Source organism: Streptomyces sp. NBC_00019 (assembly GCF_045041015.1).
Taxonomy (GTDB): domain Bacteria; phylum Actinomycetota; class Actinomycetes; order Streptomycetales; family Streptomycetaceae; genus Streptomyces.
Genome location: NZ_CP108302.1, coordinates 11218556 through 11241490, shown reverse-complemented (window position 1 = coordinate 11241490; position 22935 = coordinate 11218556). Strand labels below are relative to the sequence as shown.

Here is a 22935-nt window from a genome sequence, read left to right as displayed (position 1 = left end):
ACTGGCCCCCGTGACCGCCCTGTCGCTGCTGTGGCCCTCGCAGGCATTAGCCGTGCCGCCAGAGGGCGGTGATTGCAGTGGGGCCGGCAAGTGGGTGGTGTGCGAGGCCGACAACGACACAGCCACCCCGGGATCGGGCTCTCAACCAGCCGGCGCCGACAGCGGCACAGACAGTGCGGAGCCTGTGTGCACGGTCAGGAAGCTCGACCCGCAGCCACCCAAGGGCAGCATGTACTGGAAGGATGAGTCTCCCGGGGACGGCAAGGCCGTGTACGAGCGTGCCTGCGCCACCGGAGCGGGTGGCACCCCGGTCTACACGTACTTCGTCGCTGAGGATGCGGCAGACGTCCCGGCGGTCGACCCCGTTGTCGTGGCGCAGCAGGCCGTCAGCAAGATGCAGCTCACCGGTCCGGACATCGCGAATCCCCGCGCCGCCGGCAAGTACGTCGTGGGCATTCCCATGTGGATGTGGGTGAACAAGAGCCCCACAACGTTCGGACCGAACACCACCAGTGCCAGCGCAGGCGGGGTGACCGTCACGGCAACCGCGAAGGTAACCAAGATCGTCTGGGGCATGGGCGACGGGACGACCGTCTCCTGCAATGGGGCTGGCACCGCGTATGCGGCGTCGTACGGAAAACAGGAATCGCCGACCTGCGGCCACACCTACACGCGCAGCTCCGTCTCCAAGGCCGACGGCATGTACACCGTCACGGCCACGTCCACGTGGACCGTGGAATGGCAGGTCAACGGAGGCGGCGAAGCAGGCCAGTTCACCGAGATCAGACAGTCCCAGGCACAGGTAGCGATCGGCGAACTGCAGGTCGTCAGGTGAAGCCCGCCGGAAGGAGAAAGCGTTGAGCACAACACAAGAACGCCCCGCGCCCTCGGCCGGCGTGCCCCCACAGGGACAGGTCGCCAACCCGGTGAGGCCGCCGCGGGTATCAGCGCGCAGGCGCCGCCCGGGCATGATCGCTTTGTCGCTGGCGCTGATCGCCGCAGGCGGCGCCGGGGTTGCGGTCCTGCTGCTGCAGGTCGCGCAGCGCACCGAGGTGGTGACGGTGGTCCGCGATGTCCAGGTCGGGCAGGTGCTCACCGAGCAGGATCTGGGCCAGGCCTCTGTGGCGCTGGACCCGGCTGTGAAGGCGGTCGAGGCCGATGAGCTGGAGTCGGTGGTGGGCAAGCGGGCCGCGGTCGAGCTCAAGCCCGGTTCGTTGCTGGCTCCGTCGCAGGTGACGAAGGATTCTCTGGTCAAGGCGGGCGAGCAGTTGGTGCCGATCGGTCTGAAGCCGGAGCAGGTCCCGGCCACCGCGCTGGTGCCGGGGCAGAAGGTCCAGCTGGTCCATGTCCCCGCGCAGGGTGCGGCGGCCTCGGAGTCGGAGAGCGACACCACGCCGAAGACGCTCGCGGGCCGGGTGGTGAAGGCCTCCGCGGCCGCTCCCGGAAGCGGTGTGGTGGTGGTGGTCGATGTCGCTACCGCCGCTGCGGACGGTCCGACCGTCGCGGCGTGGGTGGCGGCCGGCACCCTGCGTCTGGTCCTTGATGCTCCGGACGGCAGCTGATGAGTGTGATCGCCCTGGCCGGCTCCAGCGGCGCACCCGGTGTGACCACCAGCGCGCTGGCCCTGCTGCTGAACTGGCCGCTGGAGCGGGGCCGGAAGATGATCCTGGCCGAGTGCGACCCGGACGGCGGCGCGGTGTTGCACGGTCTGCTGCAGGGCACGCTCGGCGACCGCTACGGGCTACGGAACTTGTCCGTTGCCGTCCGCAAGGGCGAGTTCGGGGAGGCGTTCTGGCGCCAGCTGATCGACCTGAGCAGCGAGGACAGCACCAAGGAGTCACCGCGGGACCGGATGCTGCTGCCCGGCATCACCGATCCGGCGCAGGCAGCGAGCCTGGCACCGGTGTGGAAAGCCCTCGCGCTGATGTTCCGCGGCATCGACGCCGAGCACGGACACGACGTGCTGATCGACCTCGGCCGCAGCGGGGCGTTCGGCCCCTCCGGGGTACTGGCCGAACACGCCGACACAACACTGGTGGTGGTACGCAACACGCTGCGCTGCCTGCAGGCCGCACAAGCGCGGGTGAGCGCACTGGAGGAGCGCGTCGGCGGCATCGGCCTGATCCTCATCGACGACGGCCCCTACCCCGCCGGTGAGGTGCAGCGGGTACTGCAGGCACCGGTGGTGGCAACCCTCCCCTACGCGCCGCAGGACGCGAAGGTACTGTCCGACGGCGCCGAACAGCCACGCCGCTTCGCCAAGTCGCAGCTGATGAAGGCGGCCCGCACCGGCGCCACCCTGCTGGTCCAGCGAGCCGCCTGGCAACAGGCCCACCTCGCCCCCGGCGCGGGCTCGGGCGCGGGCGCGGGCGCGACCAGTGGGACGGTGACCCATGCGCGGTAGACCGCTGCACGACAACCCCACCGTGACACCTCCGCCCGGACGTACCCCGGTGTGGCCACGCCAGACGAACGGCGTCCCCCTCGGCTCCGCGGCGAGCGGAGAGCACCTGGGGGCTGCGATGCCTCAGATCACGGTCGACTACCGGGTGGCCCGGCACATCGCCGGCCAGGTGGCCCGCCAGCGCGAGGAGCTGCTGAAGAAGAACCCGGAGGCGGACCGGGCCACCGAAGAACAGCAGTGCCTGAACTGGATCAATGAGGCCGTCGCGCTGTGGGCCGATGCCCAGGGCCTCGAGCGCGGCCTCAGCACCACCGCCCAGGAGGACGACGCGCTGCGGCGTGCCGTCTACGACCTGCTCTACCGGGCCGGGCGGCTGCAGCCGTACCTGGATGACGAGCGGGTCGAGGACATCATCATCCAGGGCCCGGGCGAGGTGTGGCTGGACTACGGCGACGGCGAACGCCGCAGGGTCGGCCCAATCGCGGACTCCGAAGAAGAACTCCTGGACCTTTTACGCGAGTTGGCGCGGGACTCCGGACACAGTGAGCGCACCATCTCCACCGCGAACCCGACGCTGGCACTGTCGCTGCAGGACGGCTCCCGGCTCCAGGCCATCACCGGGCTCGGGCCGATGACCTATGCGGTCATCCGCCGGCACCGCGTCTCGCACGCCGACCTGGACGAACTGGTCCGCCTGGGCACCATCGATCCGATCCTGCGCGAGTTCCTCGGCGCGTGCGTCCGCGCGGAGAAGAACATCATGATCGCGGGGAAGCAGAAGGCCGGGAAGACCACCTTGTTGCGGGCGATGCTGCGCGAGTTCGACCCCGAGACCCGCTTTGCCACCATCCAGACCGAGGACGAGCTCTTCGCCCACAACAACGGCTACCACCGCCAGGTCGTCTCCCTGATCGGGCGCGAGTCCAACGGGGAGAAGGACGCCACCGGCCGCGGCGCCGGCGAGGTCACGCTGCTGGATCTGATGCATCCGGCGCTGCGGATGTCGCTGGAACGGATCGTGGTCGGTGAGGTCCGCGGCCCGGAGATCGTCGCGATGATGCAGGCCCTGACCAATGGGGCGGGCGGCAACCTGTGCACGATCCACGCGCGTCGCCCCGACGTCATCGTCGACCGGATCGCCGAGCTGTATGCGCTCGCGCAGGGGAACCTGTCCGAGCAGCTCGCCTACCGGCAGACCGCGAACGGGCTGGACTTCATCGTGTTCGTCGACATGACGGACGAGACCCGGATCGGCGGCCGCCGCCACCGCTACGTCTCCCACGTCCTGGAGCTGACCGGGATCGGCGAGTCCGGCCGCCCGGCGATGAACGAAGTCTTCTCCCCCGGCGCCGAGTTCGGTGAGCTGCGGGCGGTGCCGCGGATGGACCCGGCGTGTGTCGATGACCTGCGCCGGGTCGGCTTCGACTCAACCCTCCTGCAGCACACGTACGGAGCCTGGGCGGCGCCGCTTCCGCTGAAGGTGGGGGCCGGCCGATGACCCTGTTGCTCGCCTTGTTGTCCGGGATGGCCGTGGTCGGCGGGCTCATCGGCACCGTCGCCGGGATCGTCGGCACCACCGCACCCCGCCGGGCCCCGCTGCGCCAGCGCTGGCAAGCCCTGCGCGCGGGCCAGGAGCAGGGCGAGGAGGTGCGGTTGCGTCGGCGGACCCTGACTGTCTGCGCGCTCGTGGTCTTCGGTGCGGTGTGGCTCATGTCTGGGAACTTTGTGGCCGGCCTGCTGTTGGGCGCGGCGGTGGTGGGGGTGCCGTGGCTGATCACGCCCTCCAAGATCGCGGCCGAACGCATCGGCCAGCTGGAAGCCCTGAGCGAGTGGACCCAGCGCCTGGCCGGGCTGCTCAGGTTAGGGATGGGCCTGGAACAGGCGATGATCACCAGCCGGAAGGGGGCACCGGACGCCCTCGCCCCGCAGATCGCGAGCCTGTCGGAGCGACTGCGCCGCGGCTGGCGCCCCGAAGAGGCTCTGCGGGCCTTCGCCGGCGAACTTGACGACGTCACCGCGGACAAGGTGACCGCAGCGCTCATCCTGTCGGTCAATGACCGTGGCCCGGGCCTGGCCCAAGCCTTGGAGGACCTGGCGGGCACCGTCCGCGACGAGGTCGGCCGCAAACGCTCCATCGAGGCGGACCGGGCCAAGCCCCGCACCACCGTGCGGTGGATGACGTTCATCACCCTGGGCGTGATCGTCGCCGGGTTCTTTGTGCCCTCGTACACCAGGCCCTACTCCACCCTGCTGGGCCAACTGGTACTCGGCTTCCTGACCGCCGGGTTCGTCGCGGTGCTGGCGATGATGCGGCAACTGGGCACCTTCCGCCGCATCCCCCGCTTCCTGATCACCGACCCGCGCAGCACCGTCCGCCTGCCCGCCCCCAGCATGGAGACGTCGGCGGCGACGGTCGGGCGTGAGCCGGAAGGAGCCCGCTCGTGAACCTGTTTCCCGTCGTCATCACCGGCGGCCTCATCGGCGGGGGCGTCGCTCTGTTTGTGCGGGAACTGCTGCAGCCGCAGCCCGCATTGGCGGCCGCGCTGGCCCGCAGTGCACCCGGGACGTTGAGCATGCCGGAGGAGGAAGTCCTCAACCGGGACGAGGTGTGGGGGCGGTGGCTGCTGGCCCGTCTGGAGCGGCTGCCCGGCGTGAAGGTGCCGGTCACCAATCTCGCCCTGCTCGGGCAGGGGCCGGGCACGTTCATGCTGAAGAAGACCGCGCTCGCTGGGCTGGGACTGCTGTGCCCGGTGCTGGTGACCATCCCGTGGATCATCGCGGGCATCTCGCTGCCGTTCTACGTGCCCGCCGTGGTCGGACTCGCCATTGCGGGGCTGCTGTTCGTCACCCCCGACCTCGCGGTGCGCGACCAGGCCAAACGGGCCCGCGAAGAGTTCGCGCACGCCCTGTCCGCCTACCTCGACCTGGTCGCACTCAAGCGGGCCGCGGACGCCGGCCCCACCGAAGCCCTGGAGAAGGCGGCCGCGGTCGGTCACGGCTGGCCGTTTCTGTATCTGCAGGGCGCGCTGCGCCGGGCCCGCCTGGAAAAGATCCCGCCCTACCAGGCGCTCACCGAACTCGCCGACACCTACGACCTGCCGGGCCTGAGTGATGTCGCCGACATCATGCGCGGCTCCGCCACCGACGGCGCCGCCGTCTACAAAGCCCTGCGCGCACGAACGGCCGCGCTCAACACCGAGCTGCTCACCGCACAGGCCGCCGAGGCGAACGCCGCCAGCGAGAAGATGACCGCCCCCGGCGCCTTGCTCGCCGTACTGGTCATGCTGCTGATGGCCTTCCCCGCAGTGATCCGCATGCTCGCCGTCTGACCAGCCCGTCTCAATCCACACTTTCAACTTGGTTAAGGAGCACTCCCGATGAAGCACCTGGCAGCCCGTAGCCACCGAGGCATCCGCTTACTGACCGAGCGCCTGGAAGAAGGCCTCGCCGAACTGGGCCGGCGTCCTGACCGGGGCGACATCAGCATCACCACCGTCATCATCTGGGTGGCCGCCGTCACCGGCGCCCTGCTCATCGCCGGAACCATCGCCGTCGTGATCAACAAGTACAACACCAGCCTAAACGGCATCTGATGCCCCGCCACGGCCGGCTCCGCACCTGGTGGCACGGGCGACGATGGCACGAGGACCGCGGGGATGCCTCCCTCCAGATGGCGATCGTCTATCCGTTCATCCTGCTCGCCACCATCGCCGTCATCCAGGCATCCATGTGGTACTACGCCCGCTCCATCGCCCTGACCGCCGCCCGCGAAGGCCTCACCGCCGCCCGCGCGTACCAGGCCACCCCCGCCGACGGCACCGCCAAAGCCCACGAGGTCCTGGACAGGGCGGCGGGAGACAGCCTGCTCGGCTACACCGTCACCACCACCGGCAGCACCGCAGAACGCGTGCGCATCGAGGTCTCAGGCACAGCCCAGTCGATGATCCCGGGCGTGGCAGGACTGCAGGTCAAGCAGGCAGCCACTGGGGCTGTAGAACGGTGGACGGTGGCGGCTGGCGGGTCCGTCAATTCCGAAGCAGCCGTGAACGGGAACCCCGGTGGCGGTGGCCCGTGATGAGGGTGCCAGGGATCTCGCGCAGTGTGAGACCTCGCGCCAGTTCAGACACCGGGACGATGAACGCGCGGCGGTGCAGGGCTTGTTGGGTGCGCCGGGGCAGGGCGGACGACGGCAGCGTGGCGATCGAGGCCGCCATCATCGTCCCGCTGCTGGTCATGTTCCTGTGCCTGGCGATCGCGGGCGGCCGCATCGTCACCTCCGGGGCGAAGATCGACGCAGCGGCTGAAGACGCCGCCCGGGAAGCGTCCATCCACCGCACCGTGGCCGCCGCCCAAAACGCCGCGCAGACCGCTGCCGCCGAAACACTGAGCGATCAGGGCATCAGGTGTGCCTCCACCAGTGTGGCCGTGGACGCCGGAGGACTGGCCGTGCCGGTCGGACAGGTCGCCACCGTCACCGTGACGGTGACCTGCACGGTCACCCTCTCGGACCTGCTGCTGCCGGTCCCCGGAAGCCGCACCCTCACCTCCACCGCCACCTCGGTCGTGGATCAGTACCGGCAAAGAGCTCTTGGGTTCGCCAATTCTGACGTGCCCTGGAGTACGAACCGACGTGCGGGTGCTGCACAGTGACCGCGCGGGAATGCTTGGGTTCACGCTCCGTACGTCGAGCGTGCTCGAGCTCTTGCCAGGCAGGTTGCTCGTGCGGTGAGCCAGACAGCTTCGAATTCTCCGGCGGTGAGGTCCTGCGGCTCGTGCGCGTCCCACTCGTGGACGGGAACCTCCGCCGTGGCACCGAACGTCGCTTCGTAGTCTGCGAGGGTCCCGGCCTGCCGGGCCGCTTCCCATTCGGCCGAAGAGGCTGCGGCGACGGGCTTGTTGAGCGGTCCGTGGAGTTCGACCTGGCGGGTGACCCAGCCGTCGGCGTCGACCTCGAAGTAGAACCAGGTGTCTTCCTCGGCCCAGTAACTGCGGAACCAGCGCGTCATGGCTTCATTGTCCGCGATGGCACTGCAGGTACCCCTTCACAGATCCTGCGTCCACACCCCGACGGGGTGTTCGTCGGGACGCAGCGACAACCGGGGCTGGCGGTCCAGGAGGTCTTCTCCACCGGGCTGCCAGGGGAAGGCTCCGTCGCGGTTGGGCCAGACGACTTGGAGGAACGGGAACGGCGGCTTGCGGTAGTAGCCGATGGCGGTGCCGAAGAACGCCTTGTACCAGCGGTAGTCAACGGGTTTGAGGACCAACGGGACGTTCGCGATGTCGTGCCGCTCCTGGTCGGCTTCCAGGGACTGCCCCTCACTAGCCCGCTGTGCGAGGTCGTTGAGGAGTGTCTGCATCCGCGAGATGTCCAGGCCGAACATTGCCAGCTCGGGTATCCGGTGCTGATGCCACAGGCCGATGGTGTAGGCCCAGCCCGGTCCCAGGTCGTCGGCGGGGATCATCATGACCTGCCAGCCGTGCTGATGGATGGTGTCGACGGTCGACTGGGTGCGGGGGTCCAGTCCGTTGATGTCCTGGCAGACGACGCAGTGGCAGGCGCTGTGACTGGTGGGCATAGCCGTGAGGCTATGCCACCGCGTCCGCGCCGCATCCGACGGGAACGGTCCCGGCCAGACCGGCCGGCCGTCCCCTACGGCGGTCGCCGCCCGGGCCAGCCCGCACTGGTCAATGCTCTCCTGCGCGGCGTCCGCACCGTCGACGTCCGGTCGCAGGAGTCGGGGCGGGCCACACTGCACACCCGCGCGCGTCATGACCGCACCGATTCACCGGGAGAGCCCACGTCTACGGGTGATACACCTCCGGCCCGGCGTCATGACAGTTCGTCACCATCCGCACCCCGTCGGGCGAACTTGCTGACCAGCAGCCGAGCACGACTCACCGGGGACATCGCTTCCACACCCACGACCGGTCCGACACGGGAGAGCGCATGAGCTGCCCACGCCACGCCCGGCACCTCGCGTTCGACGACCGCGGCGGGGTGACCGTGTTCGTCGCGGTGTGCGTCATCGCGCTGATCGGCATCATCGGCGTCGCCGTCGACGGCGGCAGCAGGATGCGCGCCATCGAACGCGCCGACTTCCTCGCCGGTGAAGCCGCCCGGGCCGGCGGACAGGCCATCGACCCCGCCCAGGCCATCCCCGGTGAGGCCATCGTCGTGGACCCGCAGGACGCGGTGGCCGCAGCCCGCGCCTACCTCGCCTCCGCCGGCGCCACCGGCACGGTCACCGTGTCGGGGGACGGCACCACCCTCATCGTCGACGTCACCGACGCCTACGACACCACGTTCCTGTCCGTCGCCGGAATCGGATCACTCCCGGTGACCGGACATGGCGAGGCCACCCTCCTGTACGGCGTCACCACACCCGAAGGAAACCAGTGATGGGCACCACCCCCACCACAACAGGAGGCCGCCGCGTGGCCCGTGGGGTCACAGCCGTGCTGAGCCTGCTGGTCCTGGCCGGCGCGCTCGCGGGGCTGCCCCTGCTGCTGGCCTGGGCCACGCCCGTGCTGTGGGAGGCCGGGCACGACGACCTCGCGCACCTCCTCGACCGGCAGGACACCGGCTCGGCAGCCCTGCTACTCATCATCGCGGTGGGCTGGATCGGGTGGGCGCAGTTCACGTACTGCACGGTGCGTGAGTTGTTCGCGCAGCTGCGTGGCCGGACCTGGCATGCCCCCCGCGGGTTGGGCTCTTCGCAGCGGGCCGCGGCGCTGCTGATCGGCAGCATCCTGGTGCTGCTGCCCACCAGTTCGGCGCTGGCTTCCGATGCGCAGGCCGCCCCGGCCGCGACAGCGGCTCGCCTGCCCGCCCAGACCCAGGCCGGGCACGACACCGGAGCCGACAGGGCGTCCACGGCGACCGGGCGCACGTCGTCCCCGACCTACACGGTGCGCCAGACGCGGCCCGCGGAAAGCCTGTGGAGCATCGCCGAGCAGGAACTGGGCGACGGCGAACGGTGGCGTCAGATCGCCGCCCTGAATGAGGGCCACACCATGACGGATGGCCAGGTGTTCCGCTCCAACGGGTTTCTGCAGCCCGGCTGGCAGCTGAAAATGCCCGCCTCCTACAGCCCAACAGGAGGCGTCCACACGCAGCTCGACCAGGCTGCTCCGGCGGCGGCCGACGAGCCTGCGCAGGTGGAAGTCGTCGAGCCGGGCGACTCCCTGTCCACGATTGCCGCGGAGGAACTCGAGGACGGCAACCGGTGGCCGGAGCTCTTCGCCGCGAGCAAGGATCAGCCGCAGCCGGACGGCCTGCCGGCCATCACCGACCCCGACGTGATCTATCCGGGCCAGCACGTCACGGTGCCCGGCACCGCCACGCCGGACGCCCCGCCACCGGCGAGCGATCAACCAGGAGAGGGCGAGCAGGACTCCGAGCAGCCGGCGCCGCCGGACCCTTCGGCCTCTGACGACGAGCAACAGCCCGGGCACGACGACGACCAGGAGGCGCAGCCACCGGCGCCCAGCCCCTCCGCCAGCCCAACACCAGAGCGGTCTGGCTCCAGCAGCCCGCCGGGCGAGCGCCCCGGGCCAGACCACGAGCAGGGCGCTCCGCCCCCAGCCGGCTCGACGGTTCCTGGGCCGAGCAGCAGCGGTGCGCCCTCGACCGCCTCTCCCCCGGCGTCACCCGAGGTGTCCGCGTCCGATGCGTCTTCCCCGGCCGCGGCGCCCTCGGCCGAGTCGGCTCCGGCCGGCAGTTCGCTGAACCTGCGCGTCGTGCTGGGCGCCGGCGCACTGCTGGCAGCCTCTATCACCGGGGCGCTCGCCCTGCGCAGGACGCTGCAGCGCCGCCGCCGTAAGCCCGGCGAGAAGATCGCCATCGCGCCGGAAACGTCCACGGCCGAGGCCCAGTTGGCGGCCGCTGCCGAGGCGGGCGGCGCCGTCCGTCTGGACCTTGCCCTGCGCACCCTGGCCCACCAACTGCCCACCGACGCCGATACCGCGCCCGGTCTGCCGCAGCTGCGGGCCGCGCGGATCGGCACGCACACCGTCGACGTCCTGCCCGAGGACCTCGCGCAAGAGCCGGTGGCGCCGTTCGTGTCCGGGACAGCGGGGTGGTGGGCCCTGCCCGGCGACGCCGCCCTCCTGGACGAGACGGCCGCCCGCGAGGTGCCGGCCCCGTATCCGGGGCTGGTCACGATCGGCAGCACGGACACGGGTGACCTGATGCTGCTCAACCTCACGGCCCTGCCCGCGCTGCTGCTGGACGGCAGCGCCGTGCACATCACGGAGGTCTGCACCTCCCTCGCCCTCGAGCTGGGGATGAGCCCGTGGGCCAGCGACGTCGAAATCATCACCGTGGGATTCGGCGAGGACCTGCCGCAGCTGCTGCCCACCGCGCGGATCGCCCACATGCGCCAAGCCGCGCACGCCTTGCGCGACCTGAGCGAGCGTCTGCTGGAAGCACACCAGATGCCCGACACCCAGGACCAGCCCTATCTCCTGCTGTGCGCGTCCGCGCTGGACGCGGACACGGCCTGGCGGTTCGCCGATCTCATCGACAAAGCGGGCCCGGTCCCCGTCACCCTGATCGCCCCAGCGAGTTCGGCCGCCGCGCACTTCCCCGACGCCGAGATCCTCAACGCCTCCCTCAACACCCCGCAGCAACTCGGCTGCGTCGGCACCGACATCACCGTGCAGCGCCTGGAACACGCCGCCTACCAGCAGATCACCACCGCCCTCGCAGTCTCCGGACAACCCGCCCAGCCCGCCGAAGGCCCCTGGAGAGACGTCCCGGACGAACCCAACCAGCTGCCCCAGCCCACGCCCGCCGACGAGCCCCGTACAGCTGCGACCGCCGCTGCCGAGGTCCCCGTTCCGCAGACCCCGTCGGATACCAGCTCTACTGGTGGGGTTTTTGCGGCCCTGGTCGCTGCCAGTGCCGATCCGTCCGGGCTGCGCCTGCTGCCCGGGGCGTCACCTTCAGCCGGCGACGAATCTGCGCCGAACACCGAAGGAACCCCGCCGACAGCTACCGAGCCGGCTACCGGCGCAGAGCCCGCGGGGAACAACGACCACCAGGACAGCGCCGGGAACGGTAAGGAGCCGACGGCTGCGGAGGGCACGGCGCAGGACCTGCGCGCGCCGGAGATCCGTGTCCTGGGGCCGGTCGAAGTGGACGGCGTCGGCGCCTCCGGGCACGGACCGCGCAACAGCCAGCTCGCCGCACTGCTGTTCTTCCGACCAGGCCGCTCCGCCGACGAACTGCGCACCGACATGAACCCGCTCAACCCCTGGAGCGTGAACACCCTCAACTCCCGGCTGCGAGGACTACGCGGCGCCCTGGGCAGCGACACCTCCGGCAATCCCTACGTTCTACGGCGTAGCACCGGTGACGACCCCTATCGCCTCTCCCCCGCGGTGCGCTGCGACTGGACACGATTCCTCCAGCTCGCCGAGCACGCGCTGCCCCAGGGACCAGCCGGTGTCCCGGACCTGGAGAAGGCCCTCAGCCTGGTACGGGGCAGGCCGTTCGGCGGCAGGCCCCTGCCCTGGGCCGAGCCTTTCCAGCAGGAGATGATCACGAGGATCATCGACGTCGCACACGCGGTGGCCACCCACCGCACCCCTCCTGGCCCGCTGCACGACCTCAGCGCGGCCAGGCGAGCCGTGATGATCGGCCTCGGTGCCGACGACAGCGCCGAGCTGCTCTACCGGGACCTGATGCGTATCGAGCACGCGGCCGGGAACCGCTCCGGCCTGCACACCGCCATCACCCGGATCCAGCAAATCAACAGGACACTCGACTGCGACCTTGAGACAGAGACCGAGCAGTTGATCAACGATCTTCTGCACACACGACGCGAGCCGGACATCGAGGGTCCGCGGCTCCGCTGCCCGTGAAGGGGCCCGATTGACAGTGGATTGGCCAATCCGCAGACACGTCGGCCTCACTGAGCCGAGGGCCACTCCCCCACGTAAAAGAGCTCCAACTGGCCGTAGGGCTCGTCAATGTCCGACAGCTCGAGCGACAGGTTCTGCAGGACCGAGACCGCGCGCACGAATCCGTGGACGTCGGCGCGGAGGAACGCGGGAGCGGAGGAGAAGACCATGGCGATGGCCCAGGGGGTGCTCGCGCCGCGCTCCCTGAGGAGGTCACGGAGCGCGTCCCAGTTGTCGTCGTACTCGTCGGGCTTTGCCAGGGCTCGTCCGAGTGCGGCCTGCAGATCGCCCTCCCGCCGCACGTCCGCCAGGTCGATCTCCAGTACGGACAAGCCGGACCCCGTCAACGCCTCCAGCAGAGAGCCGTGTTGTTCCTCGGCGACAAAGTACGGGGCCGCCGGCAGCCAGGGCAGCGCCTCCTCCACATCCACCCAGGCATCCAGGAACTCGTCTTCTACCGTCACCGAATCCGCCCCTCGCCACGCTCATCCACGACCAACATGATCCCCTACCGCGGGCGGTCAGGCTGCAGCCTCTCAGGCAGCCCGTACTGCATCGGCTGCTGCCATGCCGCAGTGGGCCCATGCAATGCCGAAGCTGACACCAATCCGCATGGCTCGCCCCTCGGTCCGGAATGGCTGGATGATCTCATTGCGTAGTCGCACTGCGAAGTCCTGGGCAACAACGCGGTCGAGTCCGTCAGCAAGAATCACGAACTCGTCGCCTCCGAACCGGGCAACGGTGTCACCCTCACTCACTGCCTGGGACAGCCGTCGCGCAACCTCCACGAGGGCCGCGTCGCCCGCTTGGTGTCCGAACCGATCATTGATCGACTTGAAACCGTCAAGGCTGCAGAAGAGGACCGCGAGTCCTTTGACGCCGTAGTCCCGCTCACCCTCAGGGGCGAGGGCGTGCACGTGGCAGTTGTGAGAAGCGTCGTGTCCTTCCAGCTCCGAAGACTCGATCGTTCTGGGGCGGGCCGCGTACTGACAGAGACGGGCCGAGAGGCGGGAGAGCAGCTCGGTGGAGTTCGGCAGACCGGGTAAAGGGTCGTGGGCTGCGCAGTGGGCGAGTTCGAGCACGCGGCCGGGAACCGCTCCGGCCTGCACACCGCCATCACCCGGATCCAGCAGATCAACAGGACACTCGACTGCGACCTTGAGACAGAGACCGAGCAGCTGATCAACGACCTTCTGCACGGCAACGGAAGGGACCAACGCAAAGCCCTCTAAGGAGCGTATGTGGTTGCGATCACCAGGTGGTCCGGGTGAGTTCTCTGAGCCAGATCATCCAGGCGCGCAGGTGGAGGCCGGCGAGGTGAGCTGCGACGGCGCCGTCCCCAAGTCCCTGTCCTGCACGGGGCCCCCTTCGTCCGTGCCTTCCTAGACCCGTACTTCGCGGGTCGTTGATTCGTATGGTGTGACTGGCCTGGGGGTGTCCTGGGCCGTTGGTGTGGCGTTGGGCGGGGTGTGTCGAAGACTTCCCGGTCCCCGCGGCCACGGTCGCAGCGTCAGCGCTTTGAAGTGGCGGTGACGTCCGTGGTGGAGAAGCGTCTGGGCGCTCTGCCTGTCGTTTCCGAGTTCACTCGTCGGCTGGATCTGGCCGGGATCATCGATGAGGTGTGCCCCGGCGGGGCGAGTGCGCATGTGACACACGGGCAGGTGATCGAGGTTCTGGTGGCCAACCGGTTGACCGCGCCCGCGCCATTGGTGCGGGTCGGGGACTGGGCCAGGTGCTGGGCGGTGGAGGAGGTCTTCGGGATCGAGGCCGGTCTGCTCAACGATGACCGTCTGGCCCGGGCCCTGGACGCGGTCGCCCCGCACCTGGAGTCCATCGCGGGCACGGTCGGGGCGCGCGCGATCGCCGAGTTCGGGATCGATGTGTCCCGTCTGCACTGGGACATGACCAGCATGTCCGTGCACGGTGACTACCCGGCCGAGGGCCAGGACGAGGACTTCCCCGTCATCGGCTACGGGCATCCCAAGGACCGGCGCACGGACCTGAAGCAGGTCCAGGCCGGACTCGCGGTGACAGCCGACGGCGGTATCCCCCTGCACGCTCGTGTCTTCGGCGGACCGGCGGCCGAGGTCAGCCAGGTCGTCGGCGCGATGAAGGACCTGCGCACGATGGCCGGCACCCGCGACTTCCTCATGGTCGCCGACTCCAAGCTGGTGTCCTACGACAACATCACCGCCCTGCTGGCCGCCGGGGTTCAGTTCGTCGCTCCGGCACCGGCCGCGCAGGTCAAGGACGAGGTCTACGTCGCCCTCGACCTCGGCCGGGCAGCGGTCGTGGACTGGACGCCGCAGAGAGACACGGACAAACCGGCCGAGCGGCGGGATTCCTACCGTGTGCTGGAGGACACCCACACCTTGTCCGGGAGCCGCAAGAGCGACCCGGTCCTGACCGTGCGCCGGATCCTGGTCCACTCCACCGCCGTCGCGGCCGGTCAGCAGGCCGCCCGGGACAAACGCCTGGCCAAGGCCGCCGAGGATCTGAACAAGCTCGTCGCCGCCGCGGGCGGTCGGCACTACAAGACCGCCGAGAAGGTCCTCGCCCGGATCGGCGTCATCACCGCCAAGCGCCGCGTCACCTCCTGTCTGCGCTGGAGCGTCACCGAGAACGAGCACGGCATCCCCGCTTTGTCCTGGCACTTCGACCAGGACGTCCTGGATGGCGAGGCCGCCGCCGATGGCTGGTACGCGCTGCTGACCAACATCCCGGCCGAGCAGGCCGACCCGGCCCAGGTCCTGATCCACTACAAGGGTCAGGGCGCGGTCGAACGCCGCTACCACGACTTCAAAGGACCCCTCGCGGTCGCACCGGTCTTCGTCCAGCACAACCGGCGTGTCGCCGCCCTGATCCAGGTCATCTGCCTGGCCCTGCTCGTCTTCTGTCTGATCGAGCGGCAGGTCAGACGCGCACTCGGCCCCGAGCAGACCATGACCGGCCTCTACCCCGACAACCGCCGGGTCCGCCCCACCGGCCGCATGATCTTCTACCACCTCGGCGAACTCACCCTGCGAATCGGCCACGTCACCGATCCGCCCACCGTCCAGATCACCCGCGGCGTCCAACTCCACCTCCTCGACACCGACATCGGACAAACCCGCTGGCCACAAACCTGAATCAGTGACCCGCGAAGTCCGGGCCTAGATCGTGCCGCTCCACGCCCGGCGGTTCTCCCGTCGGCGCACATGGCCGCGCCAGCCCGCGAGCAGCGTCATGCCCGTCCATGCGGCGACTCCCGTGACGAGGCCGCCGAGCCTGCCTTCGGGGTCGACGTCCACGGCGTCCTCCAGGGGGACGGCGCCTTCCGGGTCGCGGAGGATCTCGATGCGGTCGCCCACCCGGTAACCGGGGTTGCTCCCCCGGTACTCGAGGGTCTCGTCGAGTTCACCGCCCGGCCCGACCAGTGTGAACCGGTGGTTCTTGCTCGCCGTTCCCGCCGCACTGTCCGCGGTGATCAGGACGGTTTCGCGGACGCCACGCCGGTCGAGCGCCGCCTCGGGGGCGTACTGGACGGACCCGACGAGAATGAAGAGCGCGGGGACCACGGAGAGGACGGCGAGCCACCACGCCCTGTGGAGCAGCCGCAGCACGATCACGAAGACCAGGCAGCCGAGCACGCCCGCCGCGATCGGGATGAAGTCCATGCCCAGCGTGACGTAGGCGAGTCCGGTGTTGCCGGCGGCGATCCCCCAGGCGACCAGCAGCACCCAGAGCGTGGCGAGTACGGACGCCCCGGCGCTCCTTCCCGTGCGCTGCCCACCTGCAGCGGGCACTCCGGCCCCGGCCGCGTCCCCGACGCCGCCCACCACGGGCGCGTCCATCCTCTGATCACTCATCCGCGCAGCATACGAGGCGGCCGGAACGCCGTACCCACGTGGCCCGCTGCACAACCTCAGCGCGGCCAGGCGAGCCGTCGTGATCGGCATCGGTGCCGACGACAGCGCCGAGTTGCTCTACCGGGACTTGATGCGAATCGAGCACACAGCCGGGAACCGCTCCGGCCTCCACACCACCATCACCCGGATCCAGCAGATCAACAGGACACTCGACCGCGATCTTGAGACGGCCACGGAGCAGTTGATCAACGACCTTCTGCACGGCAACGGAAGGGACCAACGCAATCTAGGATCCGCAGTTTCGTGAGCACTTCCGCGTGATCATGGGCGTGAGGGGCCTCGCGTTTTCCGGACAGGCTTCTGACCGTTTGTTTCACGCGGCGATTCGCAACGTCTCGTACTCGGCGTGGACTTCGCGCGGAGGGCGGTAACCCACCGCCGAATGGAGGCGTTTGCGATTGTACCAGAATTCGATGTAGCGAGTGATGTCCTGCCGGGCGTCCTCGCGGGTCAGGTAAGTCACCCTTGATACGCGCTCGTTCTTCAGGGCGCCGAAGAATGATTCGGCCATGGCGTTGTCGAAACAGATCCCGGTGCGGCCGGCAGATCTGCGGAGCCCGAAGTGGTCCAGCATCCTCCCGAACTCGGCTGACATGTAGTTGGCGAGTTCAACCAGTCGTTGCAACACCGGGCTGTTGCAGCGAGCGTAGCTGCTCTTCGAAGACCTCGGCGGGTGTCCGCCAGCCGAGGGTCTTGCGGGGCCTGTTGTTGATCGCCATGGCGACGGCTTCGAGGTCTGCGGAAGACCACCGGGAGAGATCGGTGCCCTTCGGGAAGTACTGACGCAGCAGCCCGTTCGTGTTCTCGTTCGTCGGTCGTTGCCAGGGCGAGTGGGGATCGGCGAAGAACACCTTCGTCCCGGTATCGAGGGCGAACTGGGCGTGGCCGGAGAGTTCCTTTCCGCGGTCCCAGGTGAGGGTTTTGCGTAGCTGCTCGGGCAACTGCGTCATCGAGGCGGTGAGCGCTGTGTTCATCGCGATCGCGCCATAGCCCCCGAGCGAGGTGCCGTTCTTCACGGGCGGATTCTCACCCCAGCCCTCGAGCCGGGGCAGGTGCACCAGGAGCGTGGAGCGGCTGCTGCGCTCGACCAGCGTGCCGATCGCGGATCGGCCCGTTCCGATGATCAAATCTCCTTCCCAGTGTCCGGGGACCGCGCGGTCTGCGGCCTCGGCGGGGCGTTCACTGAGGATGACGTCCGCGGTGACATGCCCCTGCGGTTTGTTCTGCGACCGTGCACGGGGAGTCCGCAGCGCCCGGCCGGTACGCAGACACGTGACCAGCTCCCGCTTGAGCGCGCCACGGCCCTCGATGAACAGCGCCTGGTAGATCGCTTCGTGGCTGATGCGCATGGACTCATCATCGGGGAAGTCGACAGGGAGACGGTGCGAGATCTGCTCCGGGCTCCATGCCGTCGCCCATCGTCTGTCCTGCCGGTGCGGCTTGTTCAGCCCCTTCCACGCGGGCGTCCTGGGTCCGGGGACGATCGTGTTGTCGGGGCGGCGGACGCTGCCAGCGAGCCGGTCCTGTACGTACTCCCGCAACCTGTCGTTGCCTGTGAGCTTCGCGGTCTTCGGGCGCTTGGCGGCCTGCTGTGCTTTCCACTGGGCGACCGTCGCGCGGTACTCCTGCTTGCCGCTGCGCGTTGCGGCGTTGCGGCGCAGTTCGCGAGAGATCGTTCCGGGGTCACGCCCCAGGGCCCGGGCGATCTCGCGCACGCCCTTGTTCATCGCCCTGAGGATCGCGATCTCCTCGCGCTCCTCGAACGCGAGGTACCGGCCCGTGGGCTCGGCCAACGAGATCGGAGGCATGCCGCCAGCGTGACGAAACCACCTCGCACCCACCGGCCACGACACGCCGACCGCCAACGACGCCTCCACCGTCGTGACCCCCGTGGCGATCAGCCGCCAGAACTGGCGCTGCACGACTCGAGACGGATCAGGCCGCCCCGGCGAACGCATCGCCGGCCGCAACGCACGATCAGCGCGCCACTGCCGACGCCGACCCTCCGGAACATCGCTGGCCTTCAAACTCCAGTCCGCCGTGGCCACGTCGCACACCTCCGAGATCAAAGTGTTGCGACGACCAGTTGAATTCACCGTTACTTCCGCGATCCGAGTGAAATATCGCGTCGGCCGCGAGGTTCCTGTTCCGTGCCGCGTTACGGATCGCCCTGGATATCAGGGGGGTTTGGTAGTGGTCGTCCATCGCGTAACCGATGACTTCCTTCGTGCAGCAGTCGATGACCGTTGCGAGGTACAGCCAGCCTTCCCCGGTCGCGATATAGGTAATGTCACCGACGAGCTTCTCGCCGGGCGCATCCGCGGTGAAGTCGCGGCCGACGAGGTCCGGCACCTGGCCGGCCGCAGCCTGAGTGAGGTTGAACCTCTTCGGCTGTGGCAGGCAGGGCACCAGGCCCAGTTCGCGCATGAGGCGGCGGACCAACTCCACGCCCGCGGCGACGCCCCAGCGGTGCAGCTGGGCCTGGATGCGCCGGTGCCCATAGGTGCTGTCGGACATGTCGAAGGCTTCCTCGATGAGCAATTTCAGTTCTTCGCGCCGCTGAGCTGTCGCGGATTCCGGGCGGGATCGCCAGTCGTAGTAGCCGGATCTGGAGACGCCAAGTCGGCCGCACATGAACTCGACGCTGTATGCGCACTTCTCGGTGTCGAGCCGCATCTCGTCGATGAACTCGTACTTGCTTGCTACCGGGGATCCTTCGCGAAGTACGCTGCGGCTTTTTCAGGAAGGTAACTTCCATCTCCAGCTCGCGGTTGCGTCGTTCGAGTTCCTTCAGGCGCGCCCGCTCGTTCACCGTCAGTTCCGCATCGGGGGCCGGTTCCTGCTGCTTCTGGTACTTCTTCACCCAGCCGCGTAGCGTCTCCGAGTTCAGCTCAAGCTCCCGGGCGACTTCGGAGATCGTCTTGCTTGACCTCAACGCGATCTGGACGGCTTCCTCGCGGAACTCCGGCGAGTACTTACTGGGTGGCGCCACTTCTTCCTCGTTTCCTTGTTCAGGACAACCCTATTGGGTGCCTGTCCGGAAACTTCGTGGCCCCTCAGCGCTAGTGCTGTGACCGCATAGGTTCGCCGGGTTGGTCGTGTGTTCAGCTCCTCGCCGATCCGTTGCTGATGATGCGCGGAGATCAGCGCAAGGTGACACCTTCGTGATCCATACTCTGTGGCGGAAGCTTCGGGGAGGGCATGTCCTTGCAGCACAGCGGTGGGATTACACGAGCAGTCAGGCGAGCAGCGGCCGTTGTCGTTGCCGCTGTCCTGATGAGCAGTTGTTCGTCGGACGATCCAGCGCAGGCCAAGGAGCGGCAACGGGATTACTGCACCAAGCTGGGGTCCTGGCAGGACGCGGCGCACGCCACGACAACCGGCGAGCCAGACGCCGATGCCGGTGACGGACAGAGTGTCCAGTCGCCCGAGTTCGATAACACCGAATCGGCAGGGCATGCGGTCATCGAGGCCTCGAAAAGGCTTGACCGGGCAGGCCTGGAACACGGTGGCACCGACATCCTCGATGACACCGTCAACGCGGTCGGCGGCGACATCGGGGCTGAGGGTCGTGCAGTGTCCTACTGCGATAGCTCAGGTTTCGAGACCTTGGTCAGTTCGGCTGGCTAGTGCTATGAGCGCATGGGTTCGCCGGGTCGTTCAGGCCGCGGCGGCGAGGGGGCGTCCGCCCCATCGGATGCCCTTCTCGCTGCGGATGCGGGCGCGTTCCTTGCGTTCGGCGGCCAGGACGCCCGGGTGGCGGGCGTTGGCGTTGCGCCAGCGCAGGTAGGCGTGCAGGGCCCGGGTCTGGACGGTGTGGTTGGGGTGGTGGGAGTTGGCGATGGTGAACTGCCGCAGCGGTCCGAAGTGCGCCTCGATGGGTTCGCCCAGGAGGCGTAGGTCGGGGTGAAGCACAACTCGACCTTGTTCTTCTTCGCCCGGCGGCGGACGTCGGCGCCCTTGTGGGCGGACAAGTTGTCCAGGATCACGTAGATCGGTGCGCCGTCGGGCCGGGCGGCACGGATCGACTTCAGCGCGGCCAGCGTGTTCGCGGCACCTTTCCTGCGGTGGTTTGGAAGTACCGGACTCCGTGAGTGCGGTGGTAGGTGACCGGCAGCCTGTCGGGGCGTTTCCGTGGTGCCCAGCCCGAGCCTGCGGTGGGCCGGATGCCGAGCGGTCCGAACTCGTCGAAAGCGAAAACCCGGTCCGGGAAGCGGTCCAGGACCTCCTCGATCCGGTCCAGCTTCGCCTCGCGGTCCGGGTCGGGAGATTCCTTCCAGGTCTTGGTGCGCTGGAAGGTGACACCGCGGCGGGCGAGCAGGCTGCGTAACGCTTCGCGGCCGATGCGAATGATCCGGCCGTGGACTCTGCGCAGGTAGGCGACAAGTTTGCGCAGTGACCAGCGAGTGAAGGGCTGGCCGAGCTTGACCGGGCGGGTGGTGGCCGTCTGGACGACGAAGTCCTCGTCGTCAGGGCTGAGTTGGCGGGGACGGCCTCCCGCCCACTGAGGGTCCAGACAGGCCAGGCCGATCTCGTTGAACCGGTGGATCACATCCCGGACGGTGTCCTCGTCGGCCGCCACGAGTTGGGCGATCACCGGCACGCGGTTCCCGCCGGCCGAGGCCAGCAACATCATCGCGCGCCGGTAGCGCACCGAGTTGGTACTGCCCCGGCGCACGATCTGCTGCAGCTTCTGCCCCTCCTGGTCGGTCAACCTGCGCACACGGACAGGCTCAGCCACCGCGCCTCCAGCGGTCGGATCGGACGTCACCCCACATCCAACCGCCACCACGGCCAGCCCGGCGAACTATGCGGTCAGAGCACTAGAGGTTGTCCCGTATGGGGTTTGAGTTATCCCGTGAGAGCCATGTTGAGGAGGCGGGCGATGCCGAGTGCGGCCTGGTGGACCCCGTTGCCCTTGAGTCGGCAGTCCCGAGCTTCCAGTTCTTCAGCCGGGACAAGGCGTGCTCGACGCGTGCCCGAGCGCGACGGTGGACCGAGTTCTCCGCTTCCTGCGCGGGACTCAGATGTTCTTGACCACGACGTTTTCGGTGCGGAATGAGCAGCCCGGTGCCCTGGTAGCCGCCGTCCGCGATGGTGGGGACACCGCGGCAGGCCCGGTCGGCTCCGGACTCGCTGAAAGCCCGGCAGTCGTTGCGACTGCCGGGCAGCGGATCGCCGATGGCCACCACCAGGCGGCTGTTGGCGTCGATGACCACCTGCAGGTTCGTTGAGTACCGGTAGTTCTTGCTCGAGGCCGCGATGGTGCGGTCTCGCGTGGGGACCAGGGTGCCGTCGACGATGCACACGGTGTCTTCCCGTTGGCGGCGGGCCGGTGAGATCGCCAGCAACGGCGCGAGATGGTCCACAATCCGGTCCGCGGCCGACTTGGACACCCCGAACAGCGGCGCCACCTGCCGCAACGTCAGATTCGTGCGCCAGTACGTCGCCACCAGCAACACCCGGTCCTCGAGCGGCGATCGCCACGGCCGGCCTCGCTGGACGAGCAGCGAGGAGCCGGATCTGCGCAATGAGTCCACAGAGTGTTGGCTCTGTGTCGCCCTTCCACGGAAAAGCGTTGATCGGCCTCTCGGCTCGAGCGACGATTGCTGTCAATTGGATCTCCGCATCTACCACTCTGAAGGATCTCCCAATTTTCGCGATCATGAAATCTCTGAAGACTCTGAGACTGACGCTGCCCATGATGTTCGCCGCCCTCATGCTCACCGTGGCGGGCGCGATGTCCACCGCGTCCGCGGCGACCACCCGCTGGGTGTACCAGAACGCCTTCGAGGGCAACTGCCTCACCTACTCCGGCACGACCAGCAACGTCTGGTCGGGCCCCTGTGACGGGTTGACCGCCTGGTACTGGGGTGATTCGTGGACCGACAACACCAGCGGCATCACCCTGCGCCAACTGAAGGCCTGGTACGTCACCGGCGACCTCTGCCTCACCACGGACTGGAAGAGCGACACGAACGCCGTCTGGACGAGCCCCTGCGACACAGGCAATGACGGACAGTACTGGCGCGCTGACAACAACACGATCACCAACAGCCCCTGGCTCTCGGCCAGCCACCTGCGTACCTCAGCGAACGGTGACGCCGTCTACTCCACCCGCTACGCCCAGCCCGGCATCGAGTCCTCACGTTGGACCTGGTACGGCACACACAACTGACCACTCCACGACATGACGAAGGCCCTCACTCCCACCTTCCGTTCCACTCCCAACGCCGGCAATGGCCCAGTGGCCGGCCACCGGACCGGGTGAACTGCCAGGTGCCTGAGAGAATCTGTAGTTCTATCGGCAGACTGCAGACCAGTCGGGCCACTGCCGCTCCAGGTGGGCTTCTGAAGGCTTTTCCGCAGGGGCCGGACGGCCGTACCCACCGTGTTCCTGCTCCGGCCAGAAAAGCCGTCCCTATCCGCCCTAGAGGCTGCGCAGGCGACCTGGAAGGGTGGACGGGATCGGCCCTTGCGCAGCTGCTGCGCAAGGCCGGTTTCACTGCTGGTTCTGCGCGTGGTGGCGGGTGAGGGCCTGCCAGCGCCGTTCGAAGTCGTCGACCTGGCCGGCGATGTAGTCCGTGGTGATGGGCCGGTTGTGCTGCGCAGTGATGCCCTGCGCAGCACACTCCTGCGCAACGGCATCCAGGGAGGGTGTCTGGCTGCGCACCCGTTGCTCGGCCCACAGGTGGTAGATCCGGAACGGCAGGAGGT

22 protein-coding genes and 4 pseudogenes are annotated in these 22935 nt (G+C 68.6%); 15 read left to right on the top strand and 11 right to left on the bottom strand.

All coding sequences use genetic code 11. The annotated features are described in order from the left end of the window. Positions 1-10: 10 nt before the first annotated feature. From OHU89_RS52475 to OHU89_RS52435, 9 genes are read left to right on the top strand one after another with little or no spacing between them, the layout of a single operon-like run. The gene (locus tag OHU89_RS52475) at positions 11-835 is read left to right on the top strand and encodes an ATP/GTP-binding protein (RefSeq protein WP_405654121.1); all 825 of its coding nucleotides are present in this window, start codon (positions 11-13) and stop codon (positions 833-835) included. 22 nt (positions 836-857) lie between these two features. Next, entirely contained in the window at positions 858-1562 is a 705-nt protein-coding gene (locus OHU89_RS52470; protein WP_405654119.1) for an SAF domain-containing protein, read from the top strand. Then, a complete protein-coding gene (locus OHU89_RS52465; protein ID WP_405654117.1) occupies positions 1562-2404 on the top strand; it encodes a hypothetical protein in 843 nt (280 codons plus the stop codon). Before OHU89_RS52470 ends, OHU89_RS52465 begins: the two co-directional genes overlap by 1 nt. Further along, positions 2394-3902: a CpaF family protein gene (locus OHU89_RS52460; RefSeq protein ID WP_405654115.1), complete on the top strand. Its 1509-nt coding sequence runs from the start codon at positions 2394-2396 to the stop codon at positions 3900-3902. The genes OHU89_RS52465 and OHU89_RS52460 overlap by 11 nt, the downstream gene beginning before the upstream one ends. Next, positions 3899-4849, top strand: coding sequence for a type II secretion system F family protein (locus OHU89_RS52455; protein ID WP_405654113.1), 951 nt, complete (start codon positions 3899-3901; stop codon positions 4847-4849). The genes OHU89_RS52460 and OHU89_RS52455 overlap by 4 nt, the downstream gene beginning before the upstream one ends. Next, complete coding sequence (locus OHU89_RS52450; protein WP_405654111.1) at positions 4846-5733, top strand: type II secretion system F family protein; 888 nt, start codon at positions 4846-4848, stop codon at positions 5731-5733. Before OHU89_RS52455 ends, OHU89_RS52450 begins: the two co-directional genes overlap by 4 nt. 48 nt (positions 5734-5781) lie before the next feature. Continuing rightward, complete coding sequence (locus OHU89_RS52445; protein WP_405654109.1) at positions 5782-5997, top strand: hypothetical protein; 216 nt, start codon at positions 5782-5784, stop codon at positions 5995-5997. Then, entirely contained in the window at positions 5997-6479 is a 483-nt protein-coding gene (locus OHU89_RS52440; protein ID WP_405654107.1) for a TadE/TadG family type IV pilus assembly protein, read from the top strand. Before OHU89_RS52445 ends, OHU89_RS52440 begins: the two co-directional genes overlap by 1 nt. Positions 6480-6538: 59 nt before the next feature. Further along, positions 6539-7054 (top strand): TadE/TadG family type IV pilus assembly protein, encoded by a 516-nt coding sequence (locus tag OHU89_RS52435; RefSeq protein ID WP_405654105.1) that lies wholly within the window; start codon positions 6539-6541, stop codon positions 7052-7054. 20 nt (positions 7055-7074) lie between these two features. Here OHU89_RS52435 and OHU89_RS52430 read toward each other — a convergent pair whose 3' ends face one another. Further along, positions 7075-7410: a hypothetical protein gene (locus OHU89_RS52430; RefSeq protein WP_405654102.1), complete on the bottom strand. Its 336-nt coding sequence runs from the start codon at positions 7408-7410 to the stop codon at positions 7075-7077. 36 nt (positions 7411-7446) lie between these two features. Then, complete coding sequence (locus OHU89_RS52425; RefSeq protein ID WP_405654100.1) at positions 7447-7980, bottom strand: DUF4262 domain-containing protein; 534 nt, start codon at positions 7978-7980, stop codon at positions 7447-7449. Between the two features lie 371 nt (positions 7981-8351). Here OHU89_RS52425 and OHU89_RS52420 point away from each other — a divergent pair, with 371 nt between their 5' ends. Together OHU89_RS52420 and OHU89_RS52415 are read left to right on the top strand one after the other, a co-directional pair. Further along, positions 8352-8804: a TadE/TadG family type IV pilus assembly protein gene (locus tag OHU89_RS52420; RefSeq protein ID WP_405654098.1), complete on the top strand. Its 453-nt coding sequence runs from the start codon at positions 8352-8354 to the stop codon at positions 8802-8804. Continuing rightward, positions 8804-12271, top strand: coding sequence for a hypothetical protein (locus tag OHU89_RS52415; RefSeq protein ID WP_405654096.1), 3468 nt, complete (start codon positions 8804-8806; stop codon positions 12269-12271). The genes OHU89_RS52420 and OHU89_RS52415 overlap by 1 nt, the downstream gene beginning before the upstream one ends. Positions 12272-12318: 47 nt before the next feature. On the opposite strand, the gene OHU89_RS52410 is transcribed toward OHU89_RS52415, so the two are convergent. Together OHU89_RS52410 and OHU89_RS52405 are read right to left on the bottom strand one after the other, a co-directional pair. Then, complete coding sequence (locus tag OHU89_RS52410) at positions 12319-12774, bottom strand: barstar family protein (RefSeq protein ID WP_405654094.1); 456 nt, start codon at positions 12772-12774, stop codon at positions 12319-12321. Positions 12775-12846: 72 nt separating this feature from the next. Further along, positions 12847-13395 (bottom strand): annotated as a pseudogene (locus OHU89_RS52405) (GGDEF domain-containing protein); the annotation flags it as partial. Between the two features lie 453 nt (positions 13396-13848). On the opposite strand from OHU89_RS52405, the gene OHU89_RS52400 reads away from it, so the two are divergent. Further along, positions 13849-15438: an IS1634 family transposase gene (locus OHU89_RS52400; RefSeq protein WP_405654092.1), complete on the top strand. Its 1590-nt coding sequence runs from the start codon at positions 13849-13851 to the stop codon at positions 15436-15438. 24 nt (positions 15439-15462) lie between these two features. On the opposite strand, the gene OHU89_RS52395 is transcribed toward OHU89_RS52400, so the two are convergent. Then, positions 15463-16158 carry a hypothetical protein gene (locus OHU89_RS52395; RefSeq protein WP_405654089.1) on the bottom strand — a complete coding sequence of 232 codons (696 nt, stop codon included), beginning with the start codon at positions 16156-16158 and terminating at the stop codon, positions 15463-15465. Positions 16159-16237: 79 nt separating this feature from the next. On the opposite strand from OHU89_RS52395, the gene OHU89_RS52390 reads away from it, so the two are divergent. Then, positions 16238-16465 (top strand): hypothetical protein, encoded by a 228-nt coding sequence (locus OHU89_RS52390; protein WP_405654087.1) that lies wholly within the window; start codon positions 16238-16240, stop codon positions 16463-16465. A 66-nt stretch (positions 16466-16531) separates the two neighbouring features. Here the strand turns inward: OHU89_RS52390 and OHU89_RS52385 are convergent, their stop codons facing one another. The 4 genes and pseudogenes from OHU89_RS52385 to OHU89_RS52370 all read right to left on the bottom strand — a co-directional run. Beyond that, on the bottom strand, positions 16532-16846 hold the full coding sequence (locus OHU89_RS52385; RefSeq protein WP_405654086.1) for an integrase core domain-containing protein: 315 nt from the start codon (positions 16844-16846) through the stop codon (positions 16532-16534). After that, the gene (locus OHU89_RS52380) at positions 16827-18026 is read right to left on the bottom strand and encodes an IS30 family transposase (protein ID WP_405655052.1); all 1200 of its coding nucleotides are present in this window, start codon (positions 18024-18026) and stop codon (positions 16827-16829) included. Before OHU89_RS52380 ends, OHU89_RS52385 begins: the two co-directional genes overlap by 20 nt. Positions 18027-18195: 169 nt before the next feature. Continuing rightward, on the bottom strand, positions 18196-18894 hold the full coding sequence (locus OHU89_RS52375; RefSeq protein WP_405654084.1) for an IS3 family transposase: 699 nt from the start codon (positions 18892-18894) through the stop codon (positions 18196-18198). Between the two features lie 136 nt (positions 18895-19030). After that, positions 19031-19210, bottom strand: a pseudogene (locus tag OHU89_RS52370) (transposase); the annotation flags it as partial. A gap of 209 nt (positions 19211-19419) precedes the next feature. Here OHU89_RS52370 and OHU89_RS52365 point away from each other — a divergent pair. Further along, a complete protein-coding gene (locus tag OHU89_RS52365) occupies positions 19420-19848 on the top strand; it encodes a hypothetical protein (RefSeq protein WP_327721772.1) in 429 nt (142 codons plus the stop codon). Between the two features lie 30 nt (positions 19849-19878). On the opposite strand, the pseudogene OHU89_RS52360 reads toward OHU89_RS52365, so the two are convergent. Together OHU89_RS52360 and OHU89_RS52355 are read right to left on the bottom strand one after the other, a co-directional pair. Then, positions 19879-20959, bottom strand: a pseudogene (locus tag OHU89_RS52360) (IS630 family transposase). Positions 20960-21069: 110 nt separating this feature from the next. Continuing rightward, positions 21070-21758 (bottom strand): annotated as a pseudogene (locus OHU89_RS52355) (transposase); the annotation flags it as partial. Positions 21759-21883: 125 nt separating this feature from the next. On the opposite strand from OHU89_RS52355, the gene OHU89_RS52350 reads away from it, so the two are divergent. Continuing rightward, positions 21884-22396 (top strand): hypothetical protein, encoded by a 513-nt coding sequence (locus OHU89_RS52350; protein WP_405654082.1) that lies wholly within the window; start codon positions 21884-21886, stop codon positions 22394-22396. Positions 22397-22935: the final 539 nt, after the last annotated feature.

Bases quoted from the DNA above. Each gene is read 5' to 3' on its own strand.
- OHU89_RS52465 (WP_405654117.1), top strand. From the start codon at position 1,562: ATGAGTGTGATCGCCCTGGCCGGCTCCAGCGGCGCACCCGGTGTGACC.
- OHU89_RS52460 (WP_405654115.1), top strand. From the start codon at position 2,394: ATGCGCGGTAGACCGCTGCACGACAACCCCACCGTGACACCTCCGCCC.
- OHU89_RS52455 (WP_405654113.1), top strand. From the start codon at position 3,899: ATGACCCTGTTGCTCGCCTTGTTGTCCGGGATGGCCGTGGTCGGCGGG.
- OHU89_RS52445 (WP_405654109.1), top strand. From the start codon at position 5,782: ATGAAGCACCTGGCAGCCCGTAGCCACCGAGGCATCCGCTTACTGACC.
- OHU89_RS52440 (WP_405654107.1), top strand. From the start codon at position 5,997: ATGCCCCGCCACGGCCGGCTCCGCACCTGGTGGCACGGGCGACGATGG.
- OHU89_RS52435 (WP_405654105.1), top strand. From the start codon at position 6,539: ATGAACGCGCGGCGGTGCAGGGCTTGTTGGGTGCGCCGGGGCAGGGCG.
- OHU89_RS52430 (WP_405654102.1), bottom strand. From the start codon at position 7,410: ATGACGCGCTGGTTCCGCAGTTACTGGGCCGAGGAAGACACCTGGTTC.
- OHU89_RS52425 (WP_405654100.1), bottom strand. From the start codon at position 7,980: ATGCCCACCAGTCACAGCGCCTGCCACTGCGTCGTCTGCCAGGACATC.
- OHU89_RS52420 (WP_405654098.1), top strand. From the start codon at position 8,352: ATGAGCTGCCCACGCCACGCCCGGCACCTCGCGTTCGACGACCGCGGC.
- OHU89_RS52415 (WP_405654096.1), top strand. From the start codon at position 8,804: ATGGGCACCACCCCCACCACAACAGGAGGCCGCCGCGTGGCCCGTGGG.
- OHU89_RS52395 (WP_405654089.1), bottom strand. From the start codon at position 16,158: ATGAGTGATCAGAGGATGGACGCGCCCGTGGTGGGCGGCGTCGGGGAC.
- OHU89_RS52380 (WP_405655052.1), bottom strand. From the start codon at position 18,026: ATGCCTCCGATCTCGTTGGCCGAGCCCACGGGCCGGTACCTCGCGTTC.
- OHU89_RS52375 (WP_405654084.1), bottom strand. From the start codon at position 18,894: ATGCGGCTCGACACCGAGAAGTGCGCATACAGCGTCGAGTTCATGTGC.
- OHU89_RS52365 (WP_327721772.1), top strand. From the start codon at position 19,420: ATGTCCTTGCAGCACAGCGGTGGGATTACACGAGCAGTCAGGCGAGCA.
- OHU89_RS52350 (WP_405654082.1), top strand. From the start codon at position 21,884: ATGAAATCTCTGAAGACTCTGAGACTGACGCTGCCCATGATGTTCGCC.